Origin of the sequence: Bacillus sp. K2I17, assembly GCF_002209985.1 — a bacterium.
Classification (GTDB): Bacteria; Bacillota; Bacilli; order Bacillales; family Bacillaceae_G; genus Bacillus_A; species Bacillus_A wiedmannii.
The window spans coordinates 85,266-107,636 of sequence record NZ_NJGF01000013.1 but is presented as its reverse complement, the minus strand read 5'-3'; the positions used below and the strand labels follow the sequence as shown (position 1 = coordinate 107,636).

The following is a 22,371-nucleotide window of genomic DNA, read 5'->3' as shown; positions in this document are numbered from 1 at the left end:
AAATGTTTCGCAAAAAATATTAAAAAACCCTTTAAAAATAAAAGAAAATTCTGAAAATATAATTCGACATAACTATCAAAAGAGGATTATTCCTTAAATTCGTTTCAAAGAATAAGTATAAATCCGGTGAATAGAATGAATATTCTTTTTATTTATGGTAAAATTGAAGTATTGTTTAATTGAAAAGGGGAAATCAACATGAAATTAGAAACAGAAAGGCTCTATATAGTACCGTGTACAGAAGAGAGTATGCAAGTTGCTAACGAGCAAGGATTTAATAGTGGTCCACATATTGTAGGGCATGTAGAAAATGTAAAACAAAATCAGGCTTTATTACCTTGGGGGGCGTGGTATGTCATTCGCAAAGAAGATGACATCGTTCTAGGTGATATAGGATTTAAAGGGAAACCAAATGAGGAACATACAGTAGAAATTGGTTACGGATTTATTGAGAAATATTGGAATAAAGGGTATGCGACAGAAGCCGTAAGAGAATTAATAAGTTGGGCTTTTCAAACACGAGAGGTAGAAACGATTATTGCGGAGACACTTCTTGAAAATGAAAGCTCGATTCGTGTATTAGAGAAATTACATATGAAGAGAACTGGCACTACAGAAACGATGATCAATTGGAAAATAGAAAAATAAAAAATACCGCTCGACGTATATCGGGCGGTATTTTTATCGTTATGGTAGCATTTGTTTTTGATCATTCGGATATCCAGCTGTCGGCGCGTCAGAACGCTTGGAATGATTGCGAACAGCAATGAAAATAGAAATAATAACGACAAGGCCAACTGCCACGTAAGAAAGTGAAATAATAGTTGGATCAACTTTAAATGTAGTAAGCAATGTACGAATGTTTGTAAAGATAATAAGGCCACCAACTAATACGCCAAGTAAATGAGAAGGAACGATGCGCACTAACCATGCAGCGATCGGTGCGGCAACGATACCACCGAGCATAAGAGAAAATACCCAAACCCAGCTTACTTGTTCCCAGCCAAGAGAAATGAAAAAGCCGATTGTTGCAGCGAGTGAAACAGGAAATTCGCTCGTATCTACAGATCCGATAACTTTTCTAGCTTCATTTCCTCTTGCCAAAAGCACAGGTGTCGTAATCGGACCCCAGCCACCACCACCAGTTGAATCAACGAATCCAGCAAATAAGCCAAGCGGAACAAGCTGTTTAGCAGACATACGCTTATTTGAAGTAACAATTTGTTTTTGAATGAGGAATCGTAATAAAATATAAACCCCCAAAGTAAATAAAAATACGGAAATGTACGGTTTAATTACATCGCCAGGTAAATTACTTAAAAAACATGCTCCAATAAATGCACCAATTGCTCCTGGCAATGTAAGCCTGGAAACGGTATATTTATCAACGTTTCCAAATTTGAGGTGAGATGCACCAGAAGCGGCGGTTGTAACCACCTCAGCTAAATGAACAGATGCGGAAGCTACAGCCGGTGCGATACCAAACATTAATAATAGTGAGGTAGATGTTACCCCGTACGCCATTCCAAGCGCCCCATCAATCAATTGAGCGAAAAATCCAATAATAGCAAAGACAATTAATTTCTGCATAAATAATCCCCCTGTAATAATAAATGAAAAAGGCACTTTTCCCGTATGAGAAAAGTGCCTTTGGTTTTTCCAATCAGCAATAATTAAATTTGTTTCATTATAATACATATTAATCGTATAAATCAACTGGGTTTTAAAGTTTTTTGAATTGAATGAAAGAAAAATAAAATATACAATAAAAGGATGGAGAGAAAGGGGAGAAAGACATGTTACGATTTGATCATCTCGTACACGCAGTACATGGTACACCGGAGGAATCGGCGAAACAAATGCAGGAGCGTGGATTTCATACTGCACTAGGCGGAGAGCATACGACCTGGGGTACTTGGAATAGTTTATGTTATTTTGATTTATCCTATATAGAATTTTTAGCAATTCAGCATGAAGAAAAAGCGAAGAAAGCAGACAATCCATTAGTACAAGAAACAGTAGTGAAATTACAAGACGGAGAAGGAATGCTACAAATCGCAATTCGAGCAGATGCCATTGAAGACCTAGCAGTTAAGTTTAGTAAGCAAGGTTTACATACGATAGGACCATTTGAAGGGAAACGTATGAGAAAAGATGGCCGCCTTTTAGAATGGAAAATGTTATTTGTAAAGCAAGAGGAAAACGGACCGAAATTACCATTCTTTATACAATGGAATGAAACGGATGAAGAAAGAAGAAACGATTTACGTAACATAGGGACGATCACTGAACATAAAAACAAAGTACAACAAATTGAAACGATTCATTACGCAGTGAAAAATGTTCGAGAAACAGTACTGAAATGGAAAGAAGTAATGGGGCTAACTGCAAGCCAGGTCGTTAAAAATGAAGAATGGAATGCAGAGTGTCAAAGCGTATCATTTGGTGATGTTCATGTGCAGTTTTGTGAACCAAAAGGAGAAGGGTTAGTACTAGAACGTTTGAATCATCATGGCGAATATCCATTTGCAGTGGAGTGTAATGGGGAAAATAAACGAGAGCATGAAGTGTTAGGTAGTTTGTACATATATTGATAGAGGTGTGAACATAGTGGAAGAAATACTTAGAGAGATAGAGAGAAAACTAGAATGGCCTCGTATTACAAAGTGTACAGCTATTTCAAAAGGTTTTTCACATGAAGAGAAATATAAAATAGAATTAGAAAATAGAGTGACATATTTTGTGAAAATATGTGATGCCGTTCATTTTGAACGTAAACAAGAAGAATATACGTATATGAAACAATTAGAGTTATTACATATTCCTACGCCTAAGTTCATTCATTTTATAAAGCTGGAGGATTTAAATAAATGTATTCAAGTATTTGAATGGATCCAAGGTGTAAATGGTGAAGAAGGTTTAGGGAAACTATCGGTGGAAGAACAGTATTATGCAGGAAGAAAAGCAGGAGAAGTATTAAAGAGAATCCACTCAATTGAAAGAGAAAGTGCAAGTAATAAATGGGAAACGGTTCGATGGAATAAATACGAAAGATACGTAGAAGCGTTAGCAAACTATGAAATAGACTTCCTTGATTTGAAGCCAGTATTAAGTTTTGTAGGGGAGCATAAACAATTATTGAAAAATCGCCCAATCACATTTTTACACGATGACTTCCATCCAGCAAATAGTATGATTCATAATAAAGAGTTTATCGTTATCGATTTTGGTGGATATGATTTTGGCGATCCAATACATGATTTTTATAACGTAGCGATCTTTACTACAAGAATAAGTAAACCATTTGCGGTTGGACAAGTTCACGGTTATTGTGGAGGCGAACCGTCACTTCACTTTTGGCAGCTGTACTCATTATATGCAGCAATGACATTCCCAGCTGATATCGTATGGACAAACCGAAGCACGCCACATTTAGTAGATGATATGAAGGAAAGATTGAACGGAATTTTAGAAGATCATAACAATTTTTCATCCTATATTCCAAAATGGTATCAATCACAACATGAGGATATAATAAACAATAAGTAATGGAGGGATTCATATGGATAAAATAGCGGTAATTTCAGATATTCACGGTAATATTCCAGCTTTAGAATCTGTGCTGCAAGATATTAAATTAAGAGGAATTGAGCGCATCATTTGTCTTGGAGATTTAGTCGGAAAAGGCCCTCATTCTAGCGAAGTGATTGAAATCATTCGTAAAGAATGTGATGGAGTTGTAATGGGAAATTGGGATGATTTCATTACAAAACCGACTGAATTTGAGGCATTAAAATGGCATCAAAAACAACTATCGGAAGAACAAAATGACTATTTAAGAAGCTTACCGTTTTCAATCGAATTTTTTATGAGCGGCAAACTGATTCGTATGTTCCACGCATCACCGAGAAGTTTATATGAAAGAATTCAACCACATGCCTCAAGAGAAGAGCGTATTAGTATGTTCGAAAATAGTGAGCTCACAGAGAATATAGAAGGGGAAAGAAAACCCGATGTCGTTTGCTACGGTGACGTTCACCAAGCATTCGTTCAAAATTTTAGAGGGAAAACATTATGTAATGCTGGTAGCATAGGAAATCCTCTTGAAATTACACAAGCTTCTTATTTAATATTCGAAGGAACTTACAATGAAAAAGAAGCAGCAAGCTTTTCCATTCAACTCGTACGTGTACCGTATGATATTGAATTAGCTATCAGACTAGCAGAAGAACTCGATATGCCAGAAATTGAAGAATACAAACAAGAATTACGGACTGCTTTATATCGAGGGTTTAAGGGAAAGTAAGTCAATTATAAAATACCACTCATAATAATGTTATGTAAACTGTTTGTGGGAGGAATATCATGAACCGAAAACAACGAATCAAAGAAATTGTAGATCACATATTGAAGCTAAACTTAACCCATCCAACAAGAGTTGGTGTAAGCGGTATAACAGCGTCAGGAAAAACAACATTTGCAAACGAACTAGCGGAAGAAATAAAAAAACGAGGATTACCAGTAACACGCGCCAGCATTGATGATTTTCATCATCAGAGAGCGATTCGCTATGCACAAGGTAAAGAATCAGCAAGAGGGTATTACGAAGATGCACACGATTATACGGCTTTTAAAGAAAGGTTATTAAATCCTTTAGGACCTAACGGGAATTTACAATATGAAACGATTTCTCATAATTTAATAACGGATATCCCTGTACATAATGAGCCGTTAAGGGCCCAGCCCAATATGGTACTCATAGTAGATGGAACATTTCTATTGAAAAAAGACGTTGCGCATTTATTTGATTATAAAATTTTCGTAGATGCAGATTTTGAGATTGCAAGAAAACGTGGTGCAAAGCGCGAGACTGAGGCTTTTGGAAGTTATGAAAAAGCAGAGAAGATATTTTTGAATAGGTATCATGCGGCTTGTAAGATGTATATAGAAGAGCATAATCCGAAAGAGTGTGCGGATGCTGTATTTCGGAATAGTGATTTAGCAAATCCAGAAGTTATATTTCATGAGCGAAAGTAATACACAATCAAAAGTATATGTATAGACTTTTATTTAAAGTTATAATTCTCGTATAATTAAATTAATTTTAAGAAGTAAAAAACGGGGGATAGGGCAATTAAAAAACTGTAAAAAAGGGGATAAAAAAATGACAGAAGTACTAGAACTAAAAGAAGAACTACTACAAATTAAAAATAATAATTATGCTGTACCAGAAGACGTAGATGCATATCCATATGCGCAGTGGATGTTAGATTATATCGGTTCACCTGATGCTGAATTACGTGATGATTTAATTTATAGTACGCTTCACACATGGATTACAAATGATGTATTTAGACAAAAAGAGTTACGAGGATTAATGTTACAAGCAATTAGTCCTGATTATTTATTTTATAAAATTGGTGAAAAGGGCACAGACTCTATATTTAAACGTGCATTCTCCGTACTAATTCCACCACTTATTTTATCTGTTCATGAAAGAGAACCACTTTTATCTGAAGAACAACTGTACAGTGTGGCAGAACAAGTGTTGGAATATGTATATTTAGAAGAAGATGTAAGAGGTTACGTAGAAGGAAAAGGTTGGGCACATTCTACAGCACACGCTGCTGATGCACTTGATGCTTTAGCACGTACTATACAAAATCGTGAGTTTTCATATGCGATTCTTGCAGCTGTTCGTCAGAAGGTTCGATTAAGTGATTACGTGTATGTGCACTTTGAAGATGAGCGATTAGTAAAGCCGATTATGTCTTTACGTAACCAAAATCTTTTAACTGAAGAAGAGTGGAGCAACTGGTTACACAGTATAGCAACTGTTGAAGACATTCGACATCCGCAGCATGCTATTTTAGTACAAAATATTAGAACTTTCCTAAGAAGTTTTTATTTCAGAGTTTTAGAGACAGAAGGTAGTACAGCCTTTACAGATGATATATTGGAGACTTTGAAGGGTTTACGTAGGTATTAAAAGTGATTCATCCTTAGAAACAATGAATAGATATTAATTTTGAAAAATTTATTAGAAATTTATTTTTATATTGTACCCTTTCAATATAGGTTGAAAGGGGTGTCAAATGAAAAAATTATTGAAGTCAGTGAAAATAATATTTTTAATGTGTATTAGTATGATTTTCTTTGGAACAGGCGCTGTATTTATATATCATAACTATCAATTAAAAATCGAATCGAAATTAATGAAGAATGAAGGTGAACTTGTTAATTTCGATAATAAAAAAGTGAATATTTATAATGAGGGGAGCGGGGAGGATACATTTGTATTTATGGCCGGATCTGGAATTGCCGCTCCTGTTTATGAATTGAAAGGCTTATATAGTAAATTTTCAAAAGAAAACAAGATTTCTGTAATTGAGAGAGCGGGTTATGGATACAGTGACGTTTTTCAAGATGATAGAGATATTGATACGATATTAGAACAAACGAGAGAAGCGCTTATTCGAAGTGGAAATAAACCACCTTACATTTTAGTACCACACTCTCTATCGGGAATAGAGGCTATTTATTGGGCACAAAAATATCCAAGTGAAGTAAAAGGGATTATTGCGTTAGATATTGGTTTACCTAAACAGTACGTAACTAATAAAATAGGTATGCTTGATTCATTAAAAATAAAAGGGATGAATATTTTAACGAAATTTGGTTTTCAGAGATTAGCTCCCTCTATTACTTATAATCCCGAAGTCATTCGTCAATCCTTTTTAAACGAACAGGAAAAAGATATTTATAAAGCGCTTACGTATAAGAGGGCTTTTAATGATGATATGAAGCAAGAACTTTTACAAAGCTACAATAACAGTAAAAAATCAAATTCCTTATCGATCCCAAAAGAAACACCAATGTTATTTATAGATGCGATTGCTAGGCAATATAAAGATTCGAATTATACAAAGCAAAAAAACGAAGATTATAAGGAGTTTGCTAGCAAGTTATTAATAGCTGATGTAAAAATAATTGAAGGTACACATAGCATTTATTTATACGCTCCTGATGAAATATACAAATTTACTATGGACTTTATTAAGAATAAAGTAATGAAGAACTAAGCTATTGTTATTTTAGTGATGAAAGGTCTACATAATGAAAGTATATAACATATTAATTGTTGAAGACGATTTGATTATAGGAGAATTATTACAAAAAATTTTACAGCGCGAGAAGTATAATGTGTGTTGGGAAAAAGAGGGAAGGAAAGTTCTTGATGTAATTCATGAAATAGATTTAGTCATAATGGATGTTATGTTACCAGGCGAAGATGGTTATCAAATTACAAAGAAAATAAAAAATCTAGGATTAAATATTCCAATTATATTTCTATCAGCTAGGAATGATATGGATAGTAAACTAAAAGGTTTGACTATTGGAGAAGAATACATGATAAAACCTTTTGATCCTAGAGAGTTGTTGTTAAGGATTCAGAAAATGTTAGATAATCAATATGGTACATTCACGCAAATTAACCATTTATTTATAGATGCAGAATATAAAAGAGTTTTCATTAATGATTTGCGTAATGAAGTTGCTTTTACAGCAATCGAACGTAAAATATTCTTCTATTTATATGAAAATAGAGATAGAATTTTATCGAAAGAACACTTCTATGATTACCTATGGCAACTTGAAGATAGAAATCAAAATATCATGAACGTACATATAAAGAAAATCAGGACCAAAATTGATGATAAAACGGGTGATATTATTCAGAACATATATGGAGAAGGGTATAGACTAAATACCTATATGAAGAAATGAACTTAAAGAAAAAATATCAGTTACTATTACTCTCCACTATTATTAGCGTACCACTGTTATTATTGTCAATTAGTATCTTTGTATCAGTTATTTATAATGTTGTCTTTAAAACTAAAAATAAGAACATTCCTTTTCACGAATCCTATGCATATCCTACGATGTTAATCATATTTTTATTATCACTATTAATATTAGCTTTTGTATTTTCAAAATCGATTAACACAGTATTAAATAAAATTAATGTATTAAATCAAACGATTCGAGATTTAGCAAGTGATAAAAAAATCCCTAATATAATAAATGTTAAAAGTGATGATGAAATGGGAGAGCTGATTAAATCAGTAAATTTGCTTATAGAAAGAACAACTTATCGAGAATTAGAACTAAAACAACAGGAACAAATAAAAAAAGAACTATTAAATAAATTACGGCATGATATTAATACACCCTTAACAGCAGTCAGATTACAATTATATTATTTAGAAGGTGAGTACAAGGAACAAGCACCAGTACTTGAATCAATGTATGAGCAGATACAATATATAAGTGATTTAACTAACGAATTTAATATTCAATCTACAGAGACCTTAGAGAATACTTATATTGTGAATGATGAAGTTAATATACATAATTTAATAGAAAATATGATTAAAAAATGGAGCTATTTGTATAGCATTCATAAAATTGAATTAGCATATAATCTACAAGATAAAGAGTTGATATGGAATAGTAATGAGTTATGGATGCAAAGGTTATTTGATAATATTTTTCAAAATGTCCTTAAACATTCTAAAGCTAAAAAACTCAAAATTATTATAGATGAAGATATTGTTTCCTTTAGAGATAATGGGATTGGGTTTGATATAAACAGTAAAGGTACGGGACTTGGTTTGAAAAATATTGAAGATATATCAAAGATGTTCGATGTAAAATACACTTTACAATCAAATAGTGGGGGTACTATGTTTTCATTTGAAAATACTAAAGTTTAGAGCAAATTACATAAAACCACCATCTCCCAACCATACTAATAAAATGTGTTGGAGGTGTATGTTATGGACAAGAAAGACTTTGAAAAAGTTTATAATGATTACTTACATCAAGGAGAAGGGCAAGCTCAATTTGAAGTAGACCATGAAGTCAATTCAGGAGCAGAACAAATTGTTGCCGTCCGTAAAAATAATGATGGTGATTTAATAGCGTTTAAAACAAGTAGCGGAAGAGAGTTAGATTATATGGCTGCACTTAGTGAAGCGAAATCAGGGAAGTTAGCTCATGTGGACGTATTTCATAAGTATGGTAGAGATATTATACGTAGTGAACCTGATGGAATAAAGGAAAATAACTTAGATAATTTACCTTCATTTTAAAAGGGTAAACCTCAAGAAGAGAATGTTCATTTCGATATTCTCTTCTTTGTTTTGCGAAGTTTTCCTTGCAAATAGACGGTTCATTTTTAAAGTGCAATCATACTTTTAAAGAGCGCTCTAAATTTCTCTTTATCTTCTGCTGTAAATGGTTTTGGTCCCTTTGTACGCTTACCGCTTTTTCGAACCATTGCACTTAAATACCGTGTTTGTAACAATTGTTCAATGTTATCATTCGTATACTTATAGCCTTTATGGTGTAGCACGATACAGCCTTTTGCTAAAGCGAGCGAAGCAAGACCGTAATCTTGTGTTACGATTAAATCTTCTTTTTGAGCTAATTGCATAATTCGGTAATCTGCAGCATCTGCTCCGGAATCAACATAAATTGTTTCCACACCTTTAGGCTGCTGAGCATTAGAATAATGAGAAAAGCTAGTAACGAGGGTTACAGGGATTTCTGCATTCGTAGCTTCAAAAATAATTACATCTTTTACAGGACAAGCATCTGCATCAACGTAAATGTTCATTTTTATCACTCCTATAACTAGGTTCGTGTTGATAATAATGGTAGATTTTTCTTTTGTCAAACGATAAAGCTTTATGTAAAGTCATTTTCCACAAATTAAAATAGCTTCTCGCAAACGAGAAATACCTTCCTCAATTTGATCAATATCCACTTTTCCATAAGATAAACGAATATAACCATCTTTCGCGCCGTAAATACTACCAGGCATAAATGCAATTTCTTGTTTTAAACTTTGCATAATAAGTTGTTTTTCGTTTATCGGTTCTTTTAATTTTCCCCATATGTATATACCGCCGGTCGGGTTTGAAAAAGAGATTTTATCGTGAAGTTGCTCATTTAAGGCGCGAACGATAACGTCTCTTTTTTCTGCTAATTGTTTTCGTAACGGTACGATATGAGATTGAAATGGTACTGTTTCGAAAAATTGTTGCATAAGCCACTGTGGGAAAATACTCATACCTAATTCCATTTGGTGTCTTGCGTCGGATAACCTTTCTACTACAGACTGCGGGGCGACAAGCCAGCCGACTCGTAAACCTGGTGCAATCATTTTAGATAAGGAATGTACATAAATGACAGTTCCGTTTTCATCAATAGATTTCAAAGTAGGGCAAGGTTGTTTTTTTTCTAGCGCAAGTAAACTGGACGGATCATCTTCAACAATTGCAATTCGTAAGTCTGCGCAAAGTGATAACAGTTTTTTTCTACGGTTTGGATGCAGCATTGTTCCTGTAGGATTTTGGAAATTTGGATTTAAAAAGATCATTTTAATACGGTGTTTTCTATATAACTCTTGCACATCATCTGGATTAATACCGTGTTCATCGACAGGTAACGGGAAAATACGAATACCTGCTGATTGGAATAACGGTAAGGAATAACAGTGTGAAGGACTTTCGAAAGCAACTGCATCACCGGGATTTAATAAACATTGAACGATAAGGTGAAGTGCTTGCTGTGCGCCAGATGTAATCATAATGGATTGTTCAGTCGCTTCAACTTTTAAATATTCCTTCATATATTTTACGACCGCTTGTCTTAGCGGAAGATAGCCTTGCGGATGATCGTAACTTAATGAATGCGTTAACGGTTGTTCTCGTAAAATCGTTTGTAGTTGATCGTGAGGATAGAGGTTACAACCGAGCTCTCCATTTGCAAAATCTATAATGTTTTCATTTTGTTGTACTTCCGCCCGAATATGGCGAAGTAACGGCAAGTTTGGTAAAAAAGTGCCACCTTCTACGAAATTTCTCCAATTCGGCGTTAATGTTGGAGAAACGCCCCACATATGTGTACTTACACGTGTCCCTTTACCAGTCGTACTTTCCACAATCCCCATAGCACGTAGTTCATTATAAGCAGTCGTTACCGTACTTCGGTTTACATTTAACTGCATAGCTAATTTCCGTTCAGAAGGGAGGAAGCTACCAGGTGGAAGTTCTCCGTATGTAATACGCTTTTCAATAAAGTCAACAACTTGCTGATAAATAGGGATTTTACTGTCGTTATCTAGCTTCCATTCCATACAAACGCCTCCGTATCTCTTAACTACATCAAGTATAACAAATTGGCTGGGTAAAAAAACAGCCAATTGGACGGTGTTATATCCAGCCAATTTTACTATGCTAAATATGGAAGGGGAGATTCGGATGAAACGATGGCAAATGGAATGGCTCCTAGTATCAGTAGCATTAGTATGGGGAGCAAATTATACAATTGGAAAATATGGCGTGGCATATATGTCATCCATTCAATTTAATAGTTTACGATTTTTAGTAGCATCTCCGGTATTATTACTTATTACATTTATGATGGAACGTTCATTACGTATTGAAAGAAAAGATTGGTTACGATTAGTAGCAGTCGGTATTGTTGGTACGGCGATGTATCAAACGATGTTTATGCTATCTGTGAAATATACTTCAGCAACGAACGCCTCATTATTAATTGCGATGTCACCTATATTTACAGGGATATTAGCAGTATTACACAAACAAGAACGTTTTTCGATGAAAGTACAAATTGGGTCAATAATAGCGTTTATTGGTGCAGCATTCGTTTTATTAACAGGACATACAGGAGGAGCTACTTATGAATATGCGTGGCTCGGAAATGTAATTGGATTAGTCGCAGCAATTGCGTGGGGATGGTATCCAATATTAGCGCAACCTCTTATTACAAAATACTCCGCAATGAGAGTCACATCATGGTCTACTTTAATTGGGATAGTACCACTTGTTATATACTGTTTATTCAACGTAAATTCTTTAACGTGGCCAGTAGATACGCCAAGCTGGGGATCACTAGCATATTCAATCATCTTTGCAACCATCTTCGGACTAGCAATGTGGTATGTCGGTATTAGTCAAATAGGTTCAACAAAAGTAATGGTTTATATGTATCTCGTACCATTATTCGCAGTTATCTTTGCAGCAGTAACAATTGGAGAGCAAATTAATATGATGCAACTCGTTGGCGGACTTATTATCTTTGTGGGTCTATATGTTGTAAAAAAAGGCGGAATGAAAAAGCCAGCTCTCAATTTGAAAAAAGTAAGTTAACAGTAAAAAGGATCTCTTTCATATAGAAGGAGATCCTTTTTGTTTTCGTAATAAAAGGGTTTGTTTAACGGCCCATTTTTGATGATCGTGAAGGAGAAGTTCGACAGCAAGTAAAGGAGACATCCACCTTAGAACATGATCATCCTCACAGTTTTCAGTTTGTTTCTGCACCATGTTCGCAATATAAAAGAACCCGTCATTTAAATAATATATATCTTCCTTTTCTGCATAAAAATATCGAGCCGCATTACCAATATATTGATCAATTTCAATTGCCCATCCTAATTCCTCTAGTAGTTCACGGTGCAAACACTCTTCTTTTGTTTCATTACCTTCCATACCACCACCAGGTAAAAAGTAACGGTCTCCTTTTTGGATAACAGCAATCATTGAAGAAGATGAATGGAAAATAATCGCATAACAACTAGGTCTTAATACATAATGAGCTGTAGATTTTTTCAAGCCAAACGTAAGTTTTGAAATCATAAAATACGACCTTTCTCTATAAAACACATAAAAGGAATATTAAGGTAAATGTAGAGTGGTATAAATATAATCTTAATAGATTGGAGTGGTAACAACATGATAAATCGAAAATGTTCAAGGTGTAAAGAGATAACAGGTACGCTGCACGATGGTAAAAAAATTAAGGAAGAATTTTTATGTGAGGACTGTTTGCAAAAAGGAATTGCGAACGGGGAAATCGAATTATCACAAGTGGAGAAAGAACAAACTTCGTATCTTTCTATAAAAATATTAAAAATAATGAGTGTTATTTATTTAATAGTATCTATTATAACCGCTTTTTCTGCTGGATCATTTATACAGGATCCAGGGCTTGGTGGAATATCCTTTTCAATAATAGGTGCAGTTGGTGTTATGATAATTGGATCGATATTTCAGTCTGTTCTTGTATTTTGTGGAATATGGGTATTCATCCTTTTAGTAGAAACGGTCATTAAAATTTATGAAAAAATGAAGTGAGTGAGAGGGAGAAACATATGCAAGTAAGAAACATCCAAGGAGAAGATTATGTAAAGATTCATTCTGTTTTAAATGATTGGTGGGGCGGGAGAGATATGGCTGCTATGTTGCCAAAACTGTTTTTTGTTCACTTTCAAGAAACGAGTTTTATCATTAAAGAAGATGGCGAAACGTTAGGTTTCTTATGCGGATTCTTTTCACAAACATATAAAGATGAAGCGTATGTTCATTTTATCGGTGTAAATCCGAAGTATAGAAGAAGAGGAATCGCATCGACATTGTATTCTTACTTCTTTGATGCCGCTCGTGCAAATAATCGTAAAGTTGTAAAAGCAATTACGTCACCAATTAATAAAAAGTCGATACAGTTTCATCAAGAAATCGGTTTTCGAATTGAGGCCGGGGATGATGAGGTAGAGGGTGTATCGGTACATACAAATTATGATGGGAACGGCGGTAGTAGAGTTTTGTTTTTAAAAAAGGTATAAAAGTAGGCTAGCTTAACGTTAGCCTTTTTGTTGTGAGGAGATAATAATATGGAGAGTAAACAAAGTAGAAATGAATACATACGACGCATTTACAAAGTACAAGATTATATAGAATCACACATAGATGATTCACTTTCAATTGAAGAGCTGGCGGATGTAGCAGGATTTTCAAAGTTTCATTTTCATCGTATTTTTAAGGGGATAGTAGAGGAGCCAATATCACGGTATGTAAACCGATTAAAATTAGAAAGAGCAACAAATTTACTTACATACCGTTTGGATATGACAATTACACATATTGCGTATCACTTCGGATTCACAGATTCCGCAGTTTTCTCCCGTACATTTAAAAATTATTACGGAGTAAGTCCGTCGCAATATCGAAACGATAATAGCAAGAATTGCAAAGACGTAAGGAGAGCTTCTCAATACAATGAGTGTAAGAAGGTTCGAGGAAATGTTGAAATTGTAACAGTGGACGATATAAACGTCGCATACATAAGACATATCGGTACATATGAAGAGTTAACGATAGCTTTTCCAAAAATGATAGAGAAATTATTTCATTACGCAGCGGAGGAAAACTATTATGTATTTGAGAATACGAAAGTATTAACCATTTACCACGACCATCATGAATTTACTGAGGACAACCATTTAAGAACTAGTTTATGTATAACAATTCCGGATGAATCCGCAGTAGAAACGAGCGACATTGGAATAATGGTAATACCTTCTGGAAAGTATGCGGTAGGTCATTTTGAAATATTCCAAGATGAATATAAAGGAGCATGGGATTTCTTATACGGTGAGTGGCTTCCCAATAGCGGATATAAACCGAGAGATTCATATCCTTTTGAAATGTATAAAAATGACCCAAGGCAGCACCCAGAAAATAAACATATAGTTGATATATATGTACCTATCGAACCTTTTTAATCATTGATTAAGGGGGAAGAACAATGCAAACTGCTGAAAAGCTAGAGTGTATTATAAAAGAAGAATACAAAAATATTAATGGTATGTTAGTAGTACAGAAAGGTAATGTTATTTTTGAAAACTATTATAACGGTCACGGTCCAAATGATGCATTTCATATAGCGTCAGTTACAAAAACGATAATCTCTGCTTTAATTGGGATATGTATAGATAAGGGCTATATAAAAAACGTTGATCAAAAAATAATAGAATTTTTCCCAGACTATAATTGTAATTCATCTGAAATAACAGTGCGGCATCTACTTACTATGACAGCTCCATACCCTTATGCAGATTGGCAGGAACCGCTAGAAGAATTATGTACGCAAGAGGATTGGGTACAGTATACACTTAATAGAATGGGGAATGGCGGAGAAATCGGATCTTTTAAATACTCATCTGCAGGAGCTCATGTACTATCAGCAATTATTACGAGCGCAACAGGAAAAGGTGCCCGTGAATTTGCGAATGAATACTTATTTCAGCCACTCGGCATGAGAGAAATTCCAAACTACAATATGAAAGCATTTGGATTTGATGACTTATTCGGAAAAGATGTAAAGGGATGGGTTCATGATCCAAATGGTATTTCGATAGGCGGCTGGGGACTAACGTTAACAGTTAAAGATATGGCTAAGTTTGGACAGCTATATTTGAATGAAGGTATTCATAATGGAAAACAGATACTATCAAAATCATGGATAAAAGAATCGACAACAATGAACCAAAATCAATACGGTTACTTATGGTGGTTACGAGAAGAGGATGGAATCTTTTCATACTGTGCAATGGGCGATGGTGGGAATGTGGTTTGCTGCGTACCAGAGAAGGAACTGGTGGTGGCGATTGCTTCTGAGGTTATACCGAATGCAGGAGATAGATGGAAGTTAATTAAAGAGTGCATATTTCCTTATTTAAAAGATTAATATGGTTATTTTTATAAAAATAAGAATGAAAGTTTTAGTTAAACTTGTTTTGTTCTTCATGATAGAAAAAAGTGTTGTATTAACCAAGTTGAGCAACTAAGATTAGAAAACTTCAACACCTATACGATTATTGAATAATTGCAAGGTGTTGAAGTACTTTATAATTTGTTTAGGTACTCTTAACTATTTTTTAACTTTTTGATGTATTAGATACATCATGCCAAACACAATTACCAGCAAGATAAATTTAATTAATTCCATTAGGCTAATATCCCATTTTGTTTCTACTCCATCTGTTAAATAAAATACATTGAACATGCCATGTAAAATTGCAGGTGTTATCACAGAACGGCTATACTCTCTCGTATACGTCAAAATTATAGATAAAATAAATAATAACGAGAGATAGCTTAATATTCCTACAAACCATAATTCATAGTTTTTATAAAGGATTGATACTGGTAAATGCCATAAAGACCAAAGTGATGCAGTAATGATTGCTGTTTGTTTTAATGAATATTTTTTTCGTAAATGGTAATGGAAATTTCCACGCCATATGATTTCTTCTAAAAATGCAGATAAAGCAGCAATTGTAAGGCCAATGAGTAGGAGAAGTCCCAATTCATTATAATGATTAAATAAGAATTTTATATTATAAATATAAAAATAGAAATGTAGACATAGCCCTAGAATTATTGGGATTAAAATGGAGAAAATCAAAGTTCTTATTTTTGGACGTGAAATTCCAAATGTATGAACTATTTTTTGTTTCTTATATAATTTCTGATATAAAATAGCAGCTAAAAGCGGAATGACCATCGTAAATCCTAAATAATTACGACCATTTTCTATGTTCAGTAAGATAATATATACAAGCGATGTAAGGCAATACATACATAATGTTGAATGGTAAACTATGTTTCTATTAATATTGTTCACCTACTTACATGTATAAGTGATTAATCAAATATCCGATATTTTAATTATATATGAAATGGAAATTACATATGTTGAACTTGTAGAAAAAGTTAGACCAACCCCGTAACTTTTCACAACAAAAAATCGTTTAACAAAAGAAAGGATTTTCAATCACGAATGGGGGAGAACAATGAAGATTCTAATTCTAGGTGGTACACGATTTTTAGGAAGAGTTTTTGTAGAAGAGGCTTTAAAAAGAGGGCATGAAGTTACATTGTTTAATCGCGGAACGAATAAAGAAATTTTTCCTGAAGTAGAGCAGTTAATTGGTGACAGAAATGATGATGTTTCAAGTTTAGAAAATCGAAAATGGGACGTTGTCGTAGATACGTGTGGATTTTCTCCGCATCACATTAGAAATGTTGGAGAAGCCTTACGGGATAATATAAAGCATTATATATTTATTTCAAGTCTTTCCGTATATAAAGATTGGATTCCGCCTCATATAAAAGAAGATTATATATTACAACCCGAACCAACGGGTGATCAAATAAAGACTGTGGAGAATGGTGAAGTTTCTCCTTATGAGTATTACGGTGCGCTGAAAGTATTGTGTGAAAAAGAAGCAGAGAAATATTGGCCTGGGCGTGTTTTACATGTAAGAGCAGGGCTTCTTTCAGGGATGTTTGATTATACAGATCGGCTTCCATACTGGATTGAGCGTGTAGCAAAGGGAGGAAAAGTGTTAGTTCCAGGAAGAAAAGACCGTCCAGTGCAGATAGTTGATATAAAAGACGTCGCAAACTGGGGACTAAACATGGCAGAAAATAATAAAGTAGGTACATTCAATCTTACAGGTCCGAATTATGAATTGACGATGGAAGAGCTATTAAATACTTGTAAAAAGGTTACGAATAGTGATGCTGCATTCGTTTGGGTAGATGAATCGTTTTTGAATGAATATAAGGTGCAGCCTTGGACAGAGATGCCACTATGGCTTCCTGAAACATTTTCATTAGAAGGTGAGACGAAGCCGTGGAAAGGTGGTTTTTCTATTAGTATTGAAAGTGCTGTTAAAGAAGGACTTACTTTTAGAAGGTTAGAACATACAGTTACAGATGTGTATGAGTGGATAAAGAGTGTGGATGAATGGGAATTAAAAGCAGGTATTTCAGGAGAGAGGGAGAAAGAGTTGCTAGAAAAGTGGTATCAATCAATTTAGGGAATCCTTTTTGTATGTAATTGATTGAACATAAGCGATGGAAGGATAAAAAGCTATGTGGAAAAACACAATTCACAGTATCTCACAAAACTTAAGTTTCAATAATCCAGCTAAAAAGGATGAACTCGCTGAAGTTCACAAAAATTTGCAGGTGGAATTACCGAATGATTTATATCAATTATTACAGGAAACAAACGGTGTAGAAGGTGAATACGGGGATTTTATATGGTCTACTTCAAAAATTAAAACTGAAAATATGAATATGAGAAATATAGTTGATTTCAAGGGTTTATATATGCCTTTTGACTGTTTATTATTTATTGCTGATGGCGGAAATGGTGATTTGTTTGGTTATTCCATTTTGAATGGAATCGTGCAAAGAGATGATATATATGTATGGAATCATGAAAATGATAGTAGAACTTGGGTTGCTCCTTCGTTAGAAACGTTTATGAAGTGGTGGGAAAGTGGGAAGATAAAAATTTAAATATAGTATCATGAAAAACGCCTTGTTACGAAAGAAACAAGGCGTTTTTGACAATCAACTAATCTACCAGTCTATCGGTTCTTCCCCGTACATGTCCCATAACTTAGGAAACATCTTTTTTAATCCTTCTTTGTCATCTTCATCCCAGTCTAACTTGATATCAACTTCCTCAGATTGTTCTTCTGTTTCAAACTCTTTTGCTTTCACACTACCAGCTGTGCCAATTTCTCCGTAAAACACAACGTAGTCTTTATACCGCATTAGATAGCAGTAAGACCTCCACCTCAAAATCGAGCAAATACGAGGAAGCCCCGTATAAATAAGTTGTATGAATTACATGTATTATTAGATTGTGTTTGTGACTATATTTTGGAAATTTTCTGTTAATTTACAATGTACGATAGTATATATTGTATATAAAGTATATATACAATATTTTTAAAAAGAGGTATTTGCATGCAAATCGTTATTACGAACACTTCAAAGGAACCTATTTATGAACAAATTGGTGTCCAAATAAAAAAACTTATTTTACTAGGTGATTTAAAGCAAGGAGATGCTCTTCCTTCAATGCGTCAGTTAGCAAAAGATTTAAGAGTAAGTATTATTACAACGAAAAGAGCATATGAAGAACTGGAAAAAGATGGTTTTATTTATTCGATTGTCGGAAGGGGGTCCTTTGTAGCAGAACAAAACATTGAAACTATGAAAGAAAAAAAATTAAAGACAGTTGAAGAAAAGTTGTGTGAAGCGATTCAAAATGCTAAACAAATGGATGTTTCTTTAAATGATCTAAAAGAAATGCTTACAATTTTATACGAGGAGGAAAACTCTTGGAAAACGTAATAGAACTTCAAAATGTCAGTAAATCTTTTAAAGGATTTCAAATTAAAAATTTTTCGATGGAAGTAAAAAAAGGATTTGTTACGGGTTTTATTGGGGGAAATGGATCAGGTAAATCTACAACGATTAAAATGATTATGAATCTAATGAACCCGGATAGTGGAAATGTCTCCTTATTTGGCATGAACTATTCGACTGATGCGAAGCGAATTAAAGAAAGAATTGGTTTCGTTTATGACGATAATGTGTTTTATGATGAACTCACATTAAAGGAAATTACTAAAATTATTGCGCCTGCTTATAAAAAATGGGATTTTAACCAATTTACATATTATAAAGATCTGTTCGAATTACCATTAAATAAAAAAATGAAAACATTCTCCAAAGGAATGAAAATGAAAGCCTCTCTTGCAATTGCCCTTTCACATCATGCTGAACTAATTATTATGGATGAGCCTACTTCCGGACTCGACCCGGTATTTAGAAGAGAATTATTGGATGTTTTACAAAATATTATGCAGGATGGTGAGAAAACTATCTTTTTCTCATCTCATATTACAACGGATTTAGACCGCATTGCTGATTATATTACATTTATTCAAAATGGGAAGCATATTTTTACAAAAGATATTTATGCCATTGCAGAAGATTATATTTTGGTCAAAGGACCACTAGATATGTTAGATTTTGATACTGAGCGTGAATTTATATCTGTATGTAAAGCAAATACAGGTTTCGAGGGATTGATTGAAAATGTAAATTCAATCGAAACTTTATTTAATAAAGAAGTGGTGATTGAAAAACCAAGTTTAGAGGATATTATGTATTTCATGAAAAAGGGGGAGTCAAGATGCTTAATTTAATTAAAAAGGATTTGATTTTACAAAAAACTTTTTTACCTGCTTATCTCTTATTTCTAGTTACCTATTTGTGGGCCGGCATGGATGTAGCATATGTCATAATCATTTGTAGTGCCGTTTTTGTAATTAACACATATCAATCTGATGATAAAGATAATGCTAATATTTTAGTAAACTCATTACCGTATACTAGGAAGGAAATTATAAGTTCAAAATACGTTGGAACCTTATTTTTTACAATAGTAATCATCCCCTTTTGTTTGGTTGGAAAATATTTCATTTTAGACAGCATGGAATTTCAACTTTCCTTAGAAAGTTACATCCTAGGCTTCTTGGCAGTCATGCTGATTACTGCATTTTACATCCCATTTTTTGTTGCATTTAAAGTGAAAACACTTGTACCAGTTTTTATATTTTTATCTATTGGAGTTATATATTTAATGCGAAATACTCCATATTTATTAAATAAATATGCTAATGGCGTACTGACCTTTTTAAAAGAGATTTCAGATTTGAAATTATTTCTTATATTTGCTGTCATAGCAGTGGGGTGCTATGGGGTTTCATGGATATTATCTATTCGTATCTATCAGAACAAGGCTCTTTAATAGCAAGTTCTAAAAGGAGGGTCATTTAAATGACATCAAAAAAAGGGCGTCCTATTCGAATACGAAATTGGCTGAAAACTCTTGGAGCATTTTTCGTTATGCAACTAATTTTTATCATCCTTGATATGAATTTGTGAATACCGAACTTCAAGGAAGGAGGAGTTGGGGAGCGTCTCGTTAATTCAGAGTTCTTTACGGAATGGTTCGCTCCTTATAAAACAAAGCAATTTAACGTATTAACGGTAATTATGGCTATTTTATTATCCCTAAATGTATTAACAAGTGCAATAAAAGACGCTTTTTCTAGAAAAAGAATTAATTAGCACACAAGTTGACCTTACGTCTTTTTTAATAATGTCTTAACAATATTTAAAAACAACAGGGGAAAGATAAAAACTCCATTTATTGAAGTTTTACTTTATCTTTTATAATGATGCCTTAGAAATTATTTGATTTTTCAGTTTTGTATATTGACAATGTTTCCATTCGTCCCCCATAATGCTTCTCTAGTGTGTGCAGTGATTGTGACATATGTATTTATACTTGTGATGACAAATGATGCGTATTGTTTTTGAAAAGTTAAAAAATTATTGAATGGAATAGAAAAATTTAGTAATCTTATTTGTACTGCGCATAAATAATAGTTTTGTAATGATACATTGGAGGGGGTTATTGTGGATCTTACGTTTAAAGTAGAGGAAACATGTTTTAATTACCGAGTCGGAGCAATTTGCAAACAGGATAATAAAATACTCATTTTGCAAGGTGACGGTGAAGATTTTTGGTATGTACCGGGCGGACGAGTGAAAATGCTAGAAAATAGTGAAGATGCATTAAAACGAGAGCTTGCAGAAGAAGTGGGTGTTCCTATTAAAGTGAAGAGATTAATATGGTCAGTAGAAAATTTCTTCACCCTTTCTGAGCGAAAGTTTCATGAAATTAGTTTTTACTATGAAGTAGAGCTGAAACAATTACCTGCAAATGGGGCGGATCAATATATTCTGAATGAAGAGGGTAGAACATATATGTTTAAGTGGGTACCGATAGAAGAATTAGATACATATAACTTACAGCCAGCGTTTATAAAAGATAAAGTAAAGGATGTATCAGTTCATACAGAACATATCGTTTTACAAAAGTAAACGTGTTTGGAGGGGGAAACGGTGAAGGGAACTAAAAAGGAAATACATATAGACGACAAAGTCATTCGTTACACACATATCGAAAAAGGTTCTAATACAATCTGTTTTATGTTTTCAGGTTCCGGTTACAATTATGATAAACCATTATTCTATTATGCAACGATGCTTATGCTTGAAAATAAAATAGATGTAGTACATATTCATTATTCTTATGACGAACAAGTAATGAATAAACTGATGGAAGAAGTAACAAAAATAGTGATGGATGATATTAATCCTGTAATGAAGGAAGTATTAAAAGGTGAGCAATACAATCATACGATATTTTTAGGGAAGTCACTCGGAACCATTCCGATTGCAAATGATTTAATGAAGAGAGAAGATTTTTTACAGTCAAAAATGATACTACTTACACCTTTACTAACTTTTGATTCCATTTTTGAGTCGATTTTACATAGTCGTCACGAAGGGCTATTAGTAATTGGAGATAAAGATCACCAATATAATGCAGATCAAATCGATCAGTTACATAAGACGAATTTACAAATTGAAGTTGTCAAAAATGCAAATCATTCTGTAAATGTTGGAGAATATGAAACCGAGAATTCAATCGAAGCAATAGCAAAAATAATAGAAAAGCTTAAAGAAGTTGTTAGGACAAACTAACTTA

The 22,371-nt window shown here is 33.7% G+C and carries 28 protein-coding genes and 1 pseudogene; 23 read left to right on the top strand and 6 right to left on the bottom strand.

The features are described from left to right. Positions 1–198 precede the first annotated feature (198 nt). Positions 199–648 (top strand): GNAT family N-acetyltransferase, encoded by a 450-nt coding sequence (locus tag CER22_RS16780; protein WP_088609215.1) that lies wholly within the window; start codon positions 199–201, stop codon positions 646–648. A gap of 39 nt (positions 649–687) precedes the next feature. Here CER22_RS16780 and CER22_RS16775 read toward each other — a convergent pair whose 3' ends face one another. After that, positions 688–1,698 (bottom strand): sulfite exporter TauE/SafE family protein, encoded by a 1,011-nt coding sequence (locus tag CER22_RS16775; RefSeq protein WP_142293497.1) that lies wholly within the window; start codon positions 1,696–1,698, stop codon positions 688–690. A gap of 98 nt (positions 1,699–1,796) precedes the next feature. Between CER22_RS16775 and CER22_RS16770 the strand changes: the two genes are divergently transcribed. From CER22_RS16770 to CER22_RS16730, 9 genes are all read left to right on the top strand, one after another. After that, positions 1,797–2,594, top strand: coding sequence for a VOC family protein (locus CER22_RS16770; protein ID WP_088609213.1), 798 nt, complete (start codon positions 1,797–1,799; stop codon positions 2,592–2,594). A 16-nt stretch (positions 2,595–2,610) separates the two neighbouring features. Next, positions 2,611–3,549: an aminoglycoside phosphotransferase family protein gene (locus CER22_RS16765; protein WP_088609212.1), complete on the top strand. Its 939-nt coding sequence runs from the start codon at positions 2,611–2,613 to the stop codon at positions 3,547–3,549. A 13-nt stretch (positions 3,550–3,562) separates the two neighbouring features. Next, positions 3,563–4,306 carry a metallophosphoesterase family protein gene (locus CER22_RS16760; RefSeq protein ID WP_088609211.1) on the top strand — a complete coding sequence of 248 codons (744 nt, stop codon included), beginning with the start codon at positions 3,563–3,565 and terminating at the stop codon, positions 4,304–4,306. Positions 4,307–4,365: 59 nt separating this feature from the next. Then, positions 4,366–5,037: an AAA family ATPase gene (locus CER22_RS16755; protein WP_088609210.1), complete on the top strand. Its 672-nt coding sequence runs from the start codon at positions 4,366–4,368 to the stop codon at positions 5,035–5,037. A 127-nt stretch (positions 5,038–5,164) separates the two neighbouring features. Then, the gene (locus CER22_RS16750; protein WP_088609209.1) at positions 5,165–5,989 is read left to right on the top strand and encodes a DUF2785 domain-containing protein; all 825 of its coding nucleotides are present in this window, start codon (positions 5,165–5,167) and stop codon (positions 5,987–5,989) included. Between the two features lie 106 nt (positions 5,990–6,095). Continuing rightward, positions 6,096–7,082: an alpha/beta fold hydrolase gene (locus CER22_RS16745; protein ID WP_088609208.1), complete on the top strand. Its 987-nt coding sequence runs from the start codon at positions 6,096–6,098 to the stop codon at positions 7,080–7,082. A gap of 34 nt (positions 7,083–7,116) precedes the next feature. Then, entirely contained in the window at positions 7,117–7,788 is a 672-nt protein-coding gene (locus CER22_RS16740) for a response regulator transcription factor (protein WP_088609207.1), read from the top strand. Further along, on the top strand, positions 7,785–8,780 hold the full coding sequence (locus CER22_RS16735) for a sensor histidine kinase (protein ID WP_088609206.1): 996 nt from the start codon (positions 7,785–7,787) through the stop codon (positions 8,778–8,780). Before CER22_RS16740 ends, CER22_RS16735 begins: the two co-directional genes overlap by 4 nt. Positions 8,781–8,843: 63 nt before the next feature. Further along, positions 8,844–9,158 (top strand): DUF3892 domain-containing protein, encoded by a 315-nt coding sequence (locus CER22_RS16730; protein WP_088609205.1) that lies wholly within the window; start codon positions 8,844–8,846, stop codon positions 9,156–9,158. An 86-nt stretch (positions 9,159–9,244) separates the two neighbouring features. Here the strand turns inward: CER22_RS16730 and CER22_RS16725 are convergent, their stop codons facing one another. Together CER22_RS16725 and pdxR are read right to left on the bottom strand one after the other, a co-directional pair. Further along, complete coding sequence (locus CER22_RS16725; RefSeq protein WP_088609204.1) at positions 9,245–9,685, bottom strand: YaiI/YqxD family protein; 441 nt, start codon at positions 9,683–9,685, stop codon at positions 9,245–9,247. An 81-nt stretch (positions 9,686–9,766) separates the two neighbouring features. Further along, on the bottom strand, positions 9,767–11,209 hold the full coding sequence (gene pdxR / locus CER22_RS16720; RefSeq protein ID WP_088609203.1) for a MocR-like pyridoxine biosynthesis transcription factor PdxR: 1,443 nt from the start codon (positions 11,207–11,209) through the stop codon (positions 9,767–9,769). A 124-nt stretch (positions 11,210–11,333) separates the two neighbouring features. Between pdxR and CER22_RS16715 the strand changes: the two genes are divergently transcribed. Continuing rightward, positions 11,334–12,245, top strand: coding sequence for a DMT family transporter (locus tag CER22_RS16715; protein WP_088063852.1), 912 nt, complete (start codon positions 11,334–11,336; stop codon positions 12,243–12,245). 18 nt (positions 12,246–12,263) lie between these two features. Here the strand turns inward: CER22_RS16715 and CER22_RS16710 are convergent, their stop codons facing one another. Further along, complete coding sequence (locus CER22_RS16710) at positions 12,264–12,731, bottom strand: NUDIX hydrolase (protein ID WP_088609202.1); 468 nt, start codon at positions 12,729–12,731, stop codon at positions 12,264–12,266. A 96-nt stretch (positions 12,732–12,827) separates the two neighbouring features. Here CER22_RS16710 and CER22_RS16705 point away from each other — a divergent pair, with 96 nt between their 5' ends. The 4 genes from CER22_RS16705 to CER22_RS16690 are packed head-to-tail and all read left to right on the top strand — an operon-like array spanning position 12,828 to position 15,621. Continuing rightward, entirely contained in the window at positions 12,828–13,229 is a 402-nt protein-coding gene (locus CER22_RS16705) for a DUF3980 domain-containing protein (RefSeq protein WP_088609201.1), read from the top strand. A 17-nt stretch (positions 13,230–13,246) separates the two neighbouring features. Continuing rightward, positions 13,247–13,717 (top strand): GNAT family N-acetyltransferase, encoded by a 471-nt coding sequence (locus CER22_RS16700; RefSeq protein ID WP_088609200.1) that lies wholly within the window; start codon positions 13,247–13,249, stop codon positions 13,715–13,717. Between the two features lie 48 nt (positions 13,718–13,765). After that, positions 13,766–14,656: an AraC family transcriptional regulator gene (locus CER22_RS16695; protein ID WP_088609199.1), complete on the top strand. Its 891-nt coding sequence runs from the start codon at positions 13,766–13,768 to the stop codon at positions 14,654–14,656. 23 nt (positions 14,657–14,679) lie between these two features. After that, positions 14,680–15,621, top strand: coding sequence for a serine hydrolase domain-containing protein (locus CER22_RS16690; RefSeq protein ID WP_088609198.1), 942 nt, complete (start codon positions 14,680–14,682; stop codon positions 15,619–15,621). Between the two features lie 183 nt (positions 15,622–15,804). Here CER22_RS16690 and CER22_RS16685 read toward each other — a convergent pair whose 3' ends face one another. Beyond that, entirely contained in the window at positions 15,805–16,560 is a 756-nt protein-coding gene (locus CER22_RS16685) for a CPBP family intramembrane glutamic endopeptidase (RefSeq protein WP_088609197.1), read from the bottom strand. Positions 16,561–16,729: 169 nt separating this feature from the next. On the opposite strand from CER22_RS16685, the gene CER22_RS16680 reads away from it, so the two are divergent. Both CER22_RS16680 and CER22_RS16675 read left to right on the top strand, forming a co-directional pair. Continuing rightward, positions 16,730–17,761 (top strand): SDR family oxidoreductase, encoded by a 1,032-nt coding sequence (locus CER22_RS16680; protein ID WP_088609196.1) that lies wholly within the window; start codon positions 16,730–16,732, stop codon positions 17,759–17,761. 55 nt (positions 17,762–17,816) lie between these two features. Beyond that, positions 17,817–18,248, top strand: a complete 432-nt coding sequence (locus CER22_RS16675) for an SMI1/KNR4 family protein (protein ID WP_088063846.1) — start codon at positions 17,817–17,819, stop codon at positions 18,246–18,248. Between the two features lie 63 nt (positions 18,249–18,311). Here CER22_RS16675 and CER22_RS16670 read toward each other — a convergent pair whose 3' ends face one another. Then, on the bottom strand, positions 18,312–18,509 hold the full coding sequence (locus CER22_RS16670; RefSeq protein ID WP_142291768.1) for a hypothetical protein: 198 nt from the start codon (positions 18,507–18,509) through the stop codon (positions 18,312–18,314). 195 nt (positions 18,510–18,704) lie between these two features. Here CER22_RS16670 and CER22_RS16665 point away from each other — a divergent pair, with 195 nt between their 5' ends. The 6 genes and pseudogenes from CER22_RS16665 (at position 18,705) to CER22_RS16635 (ending at position 22,367) form a co-directional block, all read left to right on the top strand. Then, the gene (locus CER22_RS16665; RefSeq protein WP_001167593.1) at positions 18,705–19,094 is read left to right on the top strand and encodes a GntR family transcriptional regulator; all 390 of its coding nucleotides are present in this window, start codon (positions 18,705–18,707) and stop codon (positions 19,092–19,094) included. Continuing rightward, positions 19,082–19,954 (top strand): ABC transporter ATP-binding protein, encoded by an 873-nt coding sequence (locus CER22_RS16660; protein WP_000432454.1) that lies wholly within the window; start codon positions 19,082–19,084, stop codon positions 19,952–19,954. The genes CER22_RS16665 and CER22_RS16660 overlap by 13 nt, the downstream gene beginning before the upstream one ends. Next, positions 19,942–20,559, top strand: coding sequence for an ABC-2 transporter permease (locus CER22_RS16655; protein ID WP_000933342.1), 618 nt, complete (start codon positions 19,942–19,944; stop codon positions 20,557–20,559). The genes CER22_RS16660 and CER22_RS16655 overlap by 13 nt, the downstream gene beginning before the upstream one ends. Positions 20,560–20,588: 29 nt before the next feature. Next, a pseudogene (locus CER22_RS16650) lies at positions 20,589–20,882 on the top strand (YfzA family protein). Between the two features lie 351 nt (positions 20,883–21,233). Next, positions 21,234–21,701: an NUDIX hydrolase gene (locus tag CER22_RS16640; RefSeq protein ID WP_088063843.1), complete on the top strand. Its 468-nt coding sequence runs from the start codon at positions 21,234–21,236 to the stop codon at positions 21,699–21,701. 21 nt (positions 21,702–21,722) lie between these two features. Then, complete coding sequence (locus CER22_RS16635) at positions 21,723–22,367, top strand: alpha/beta hydrolase (RefSeq protein ID WP_088609195.1); 645 nt, start codon at positions 21,723–21,725, stop codon at positions 22,365–22,367. The last annotated feature ends 4 nt before the right edge of the window (positions 22,368–22,371 follow it).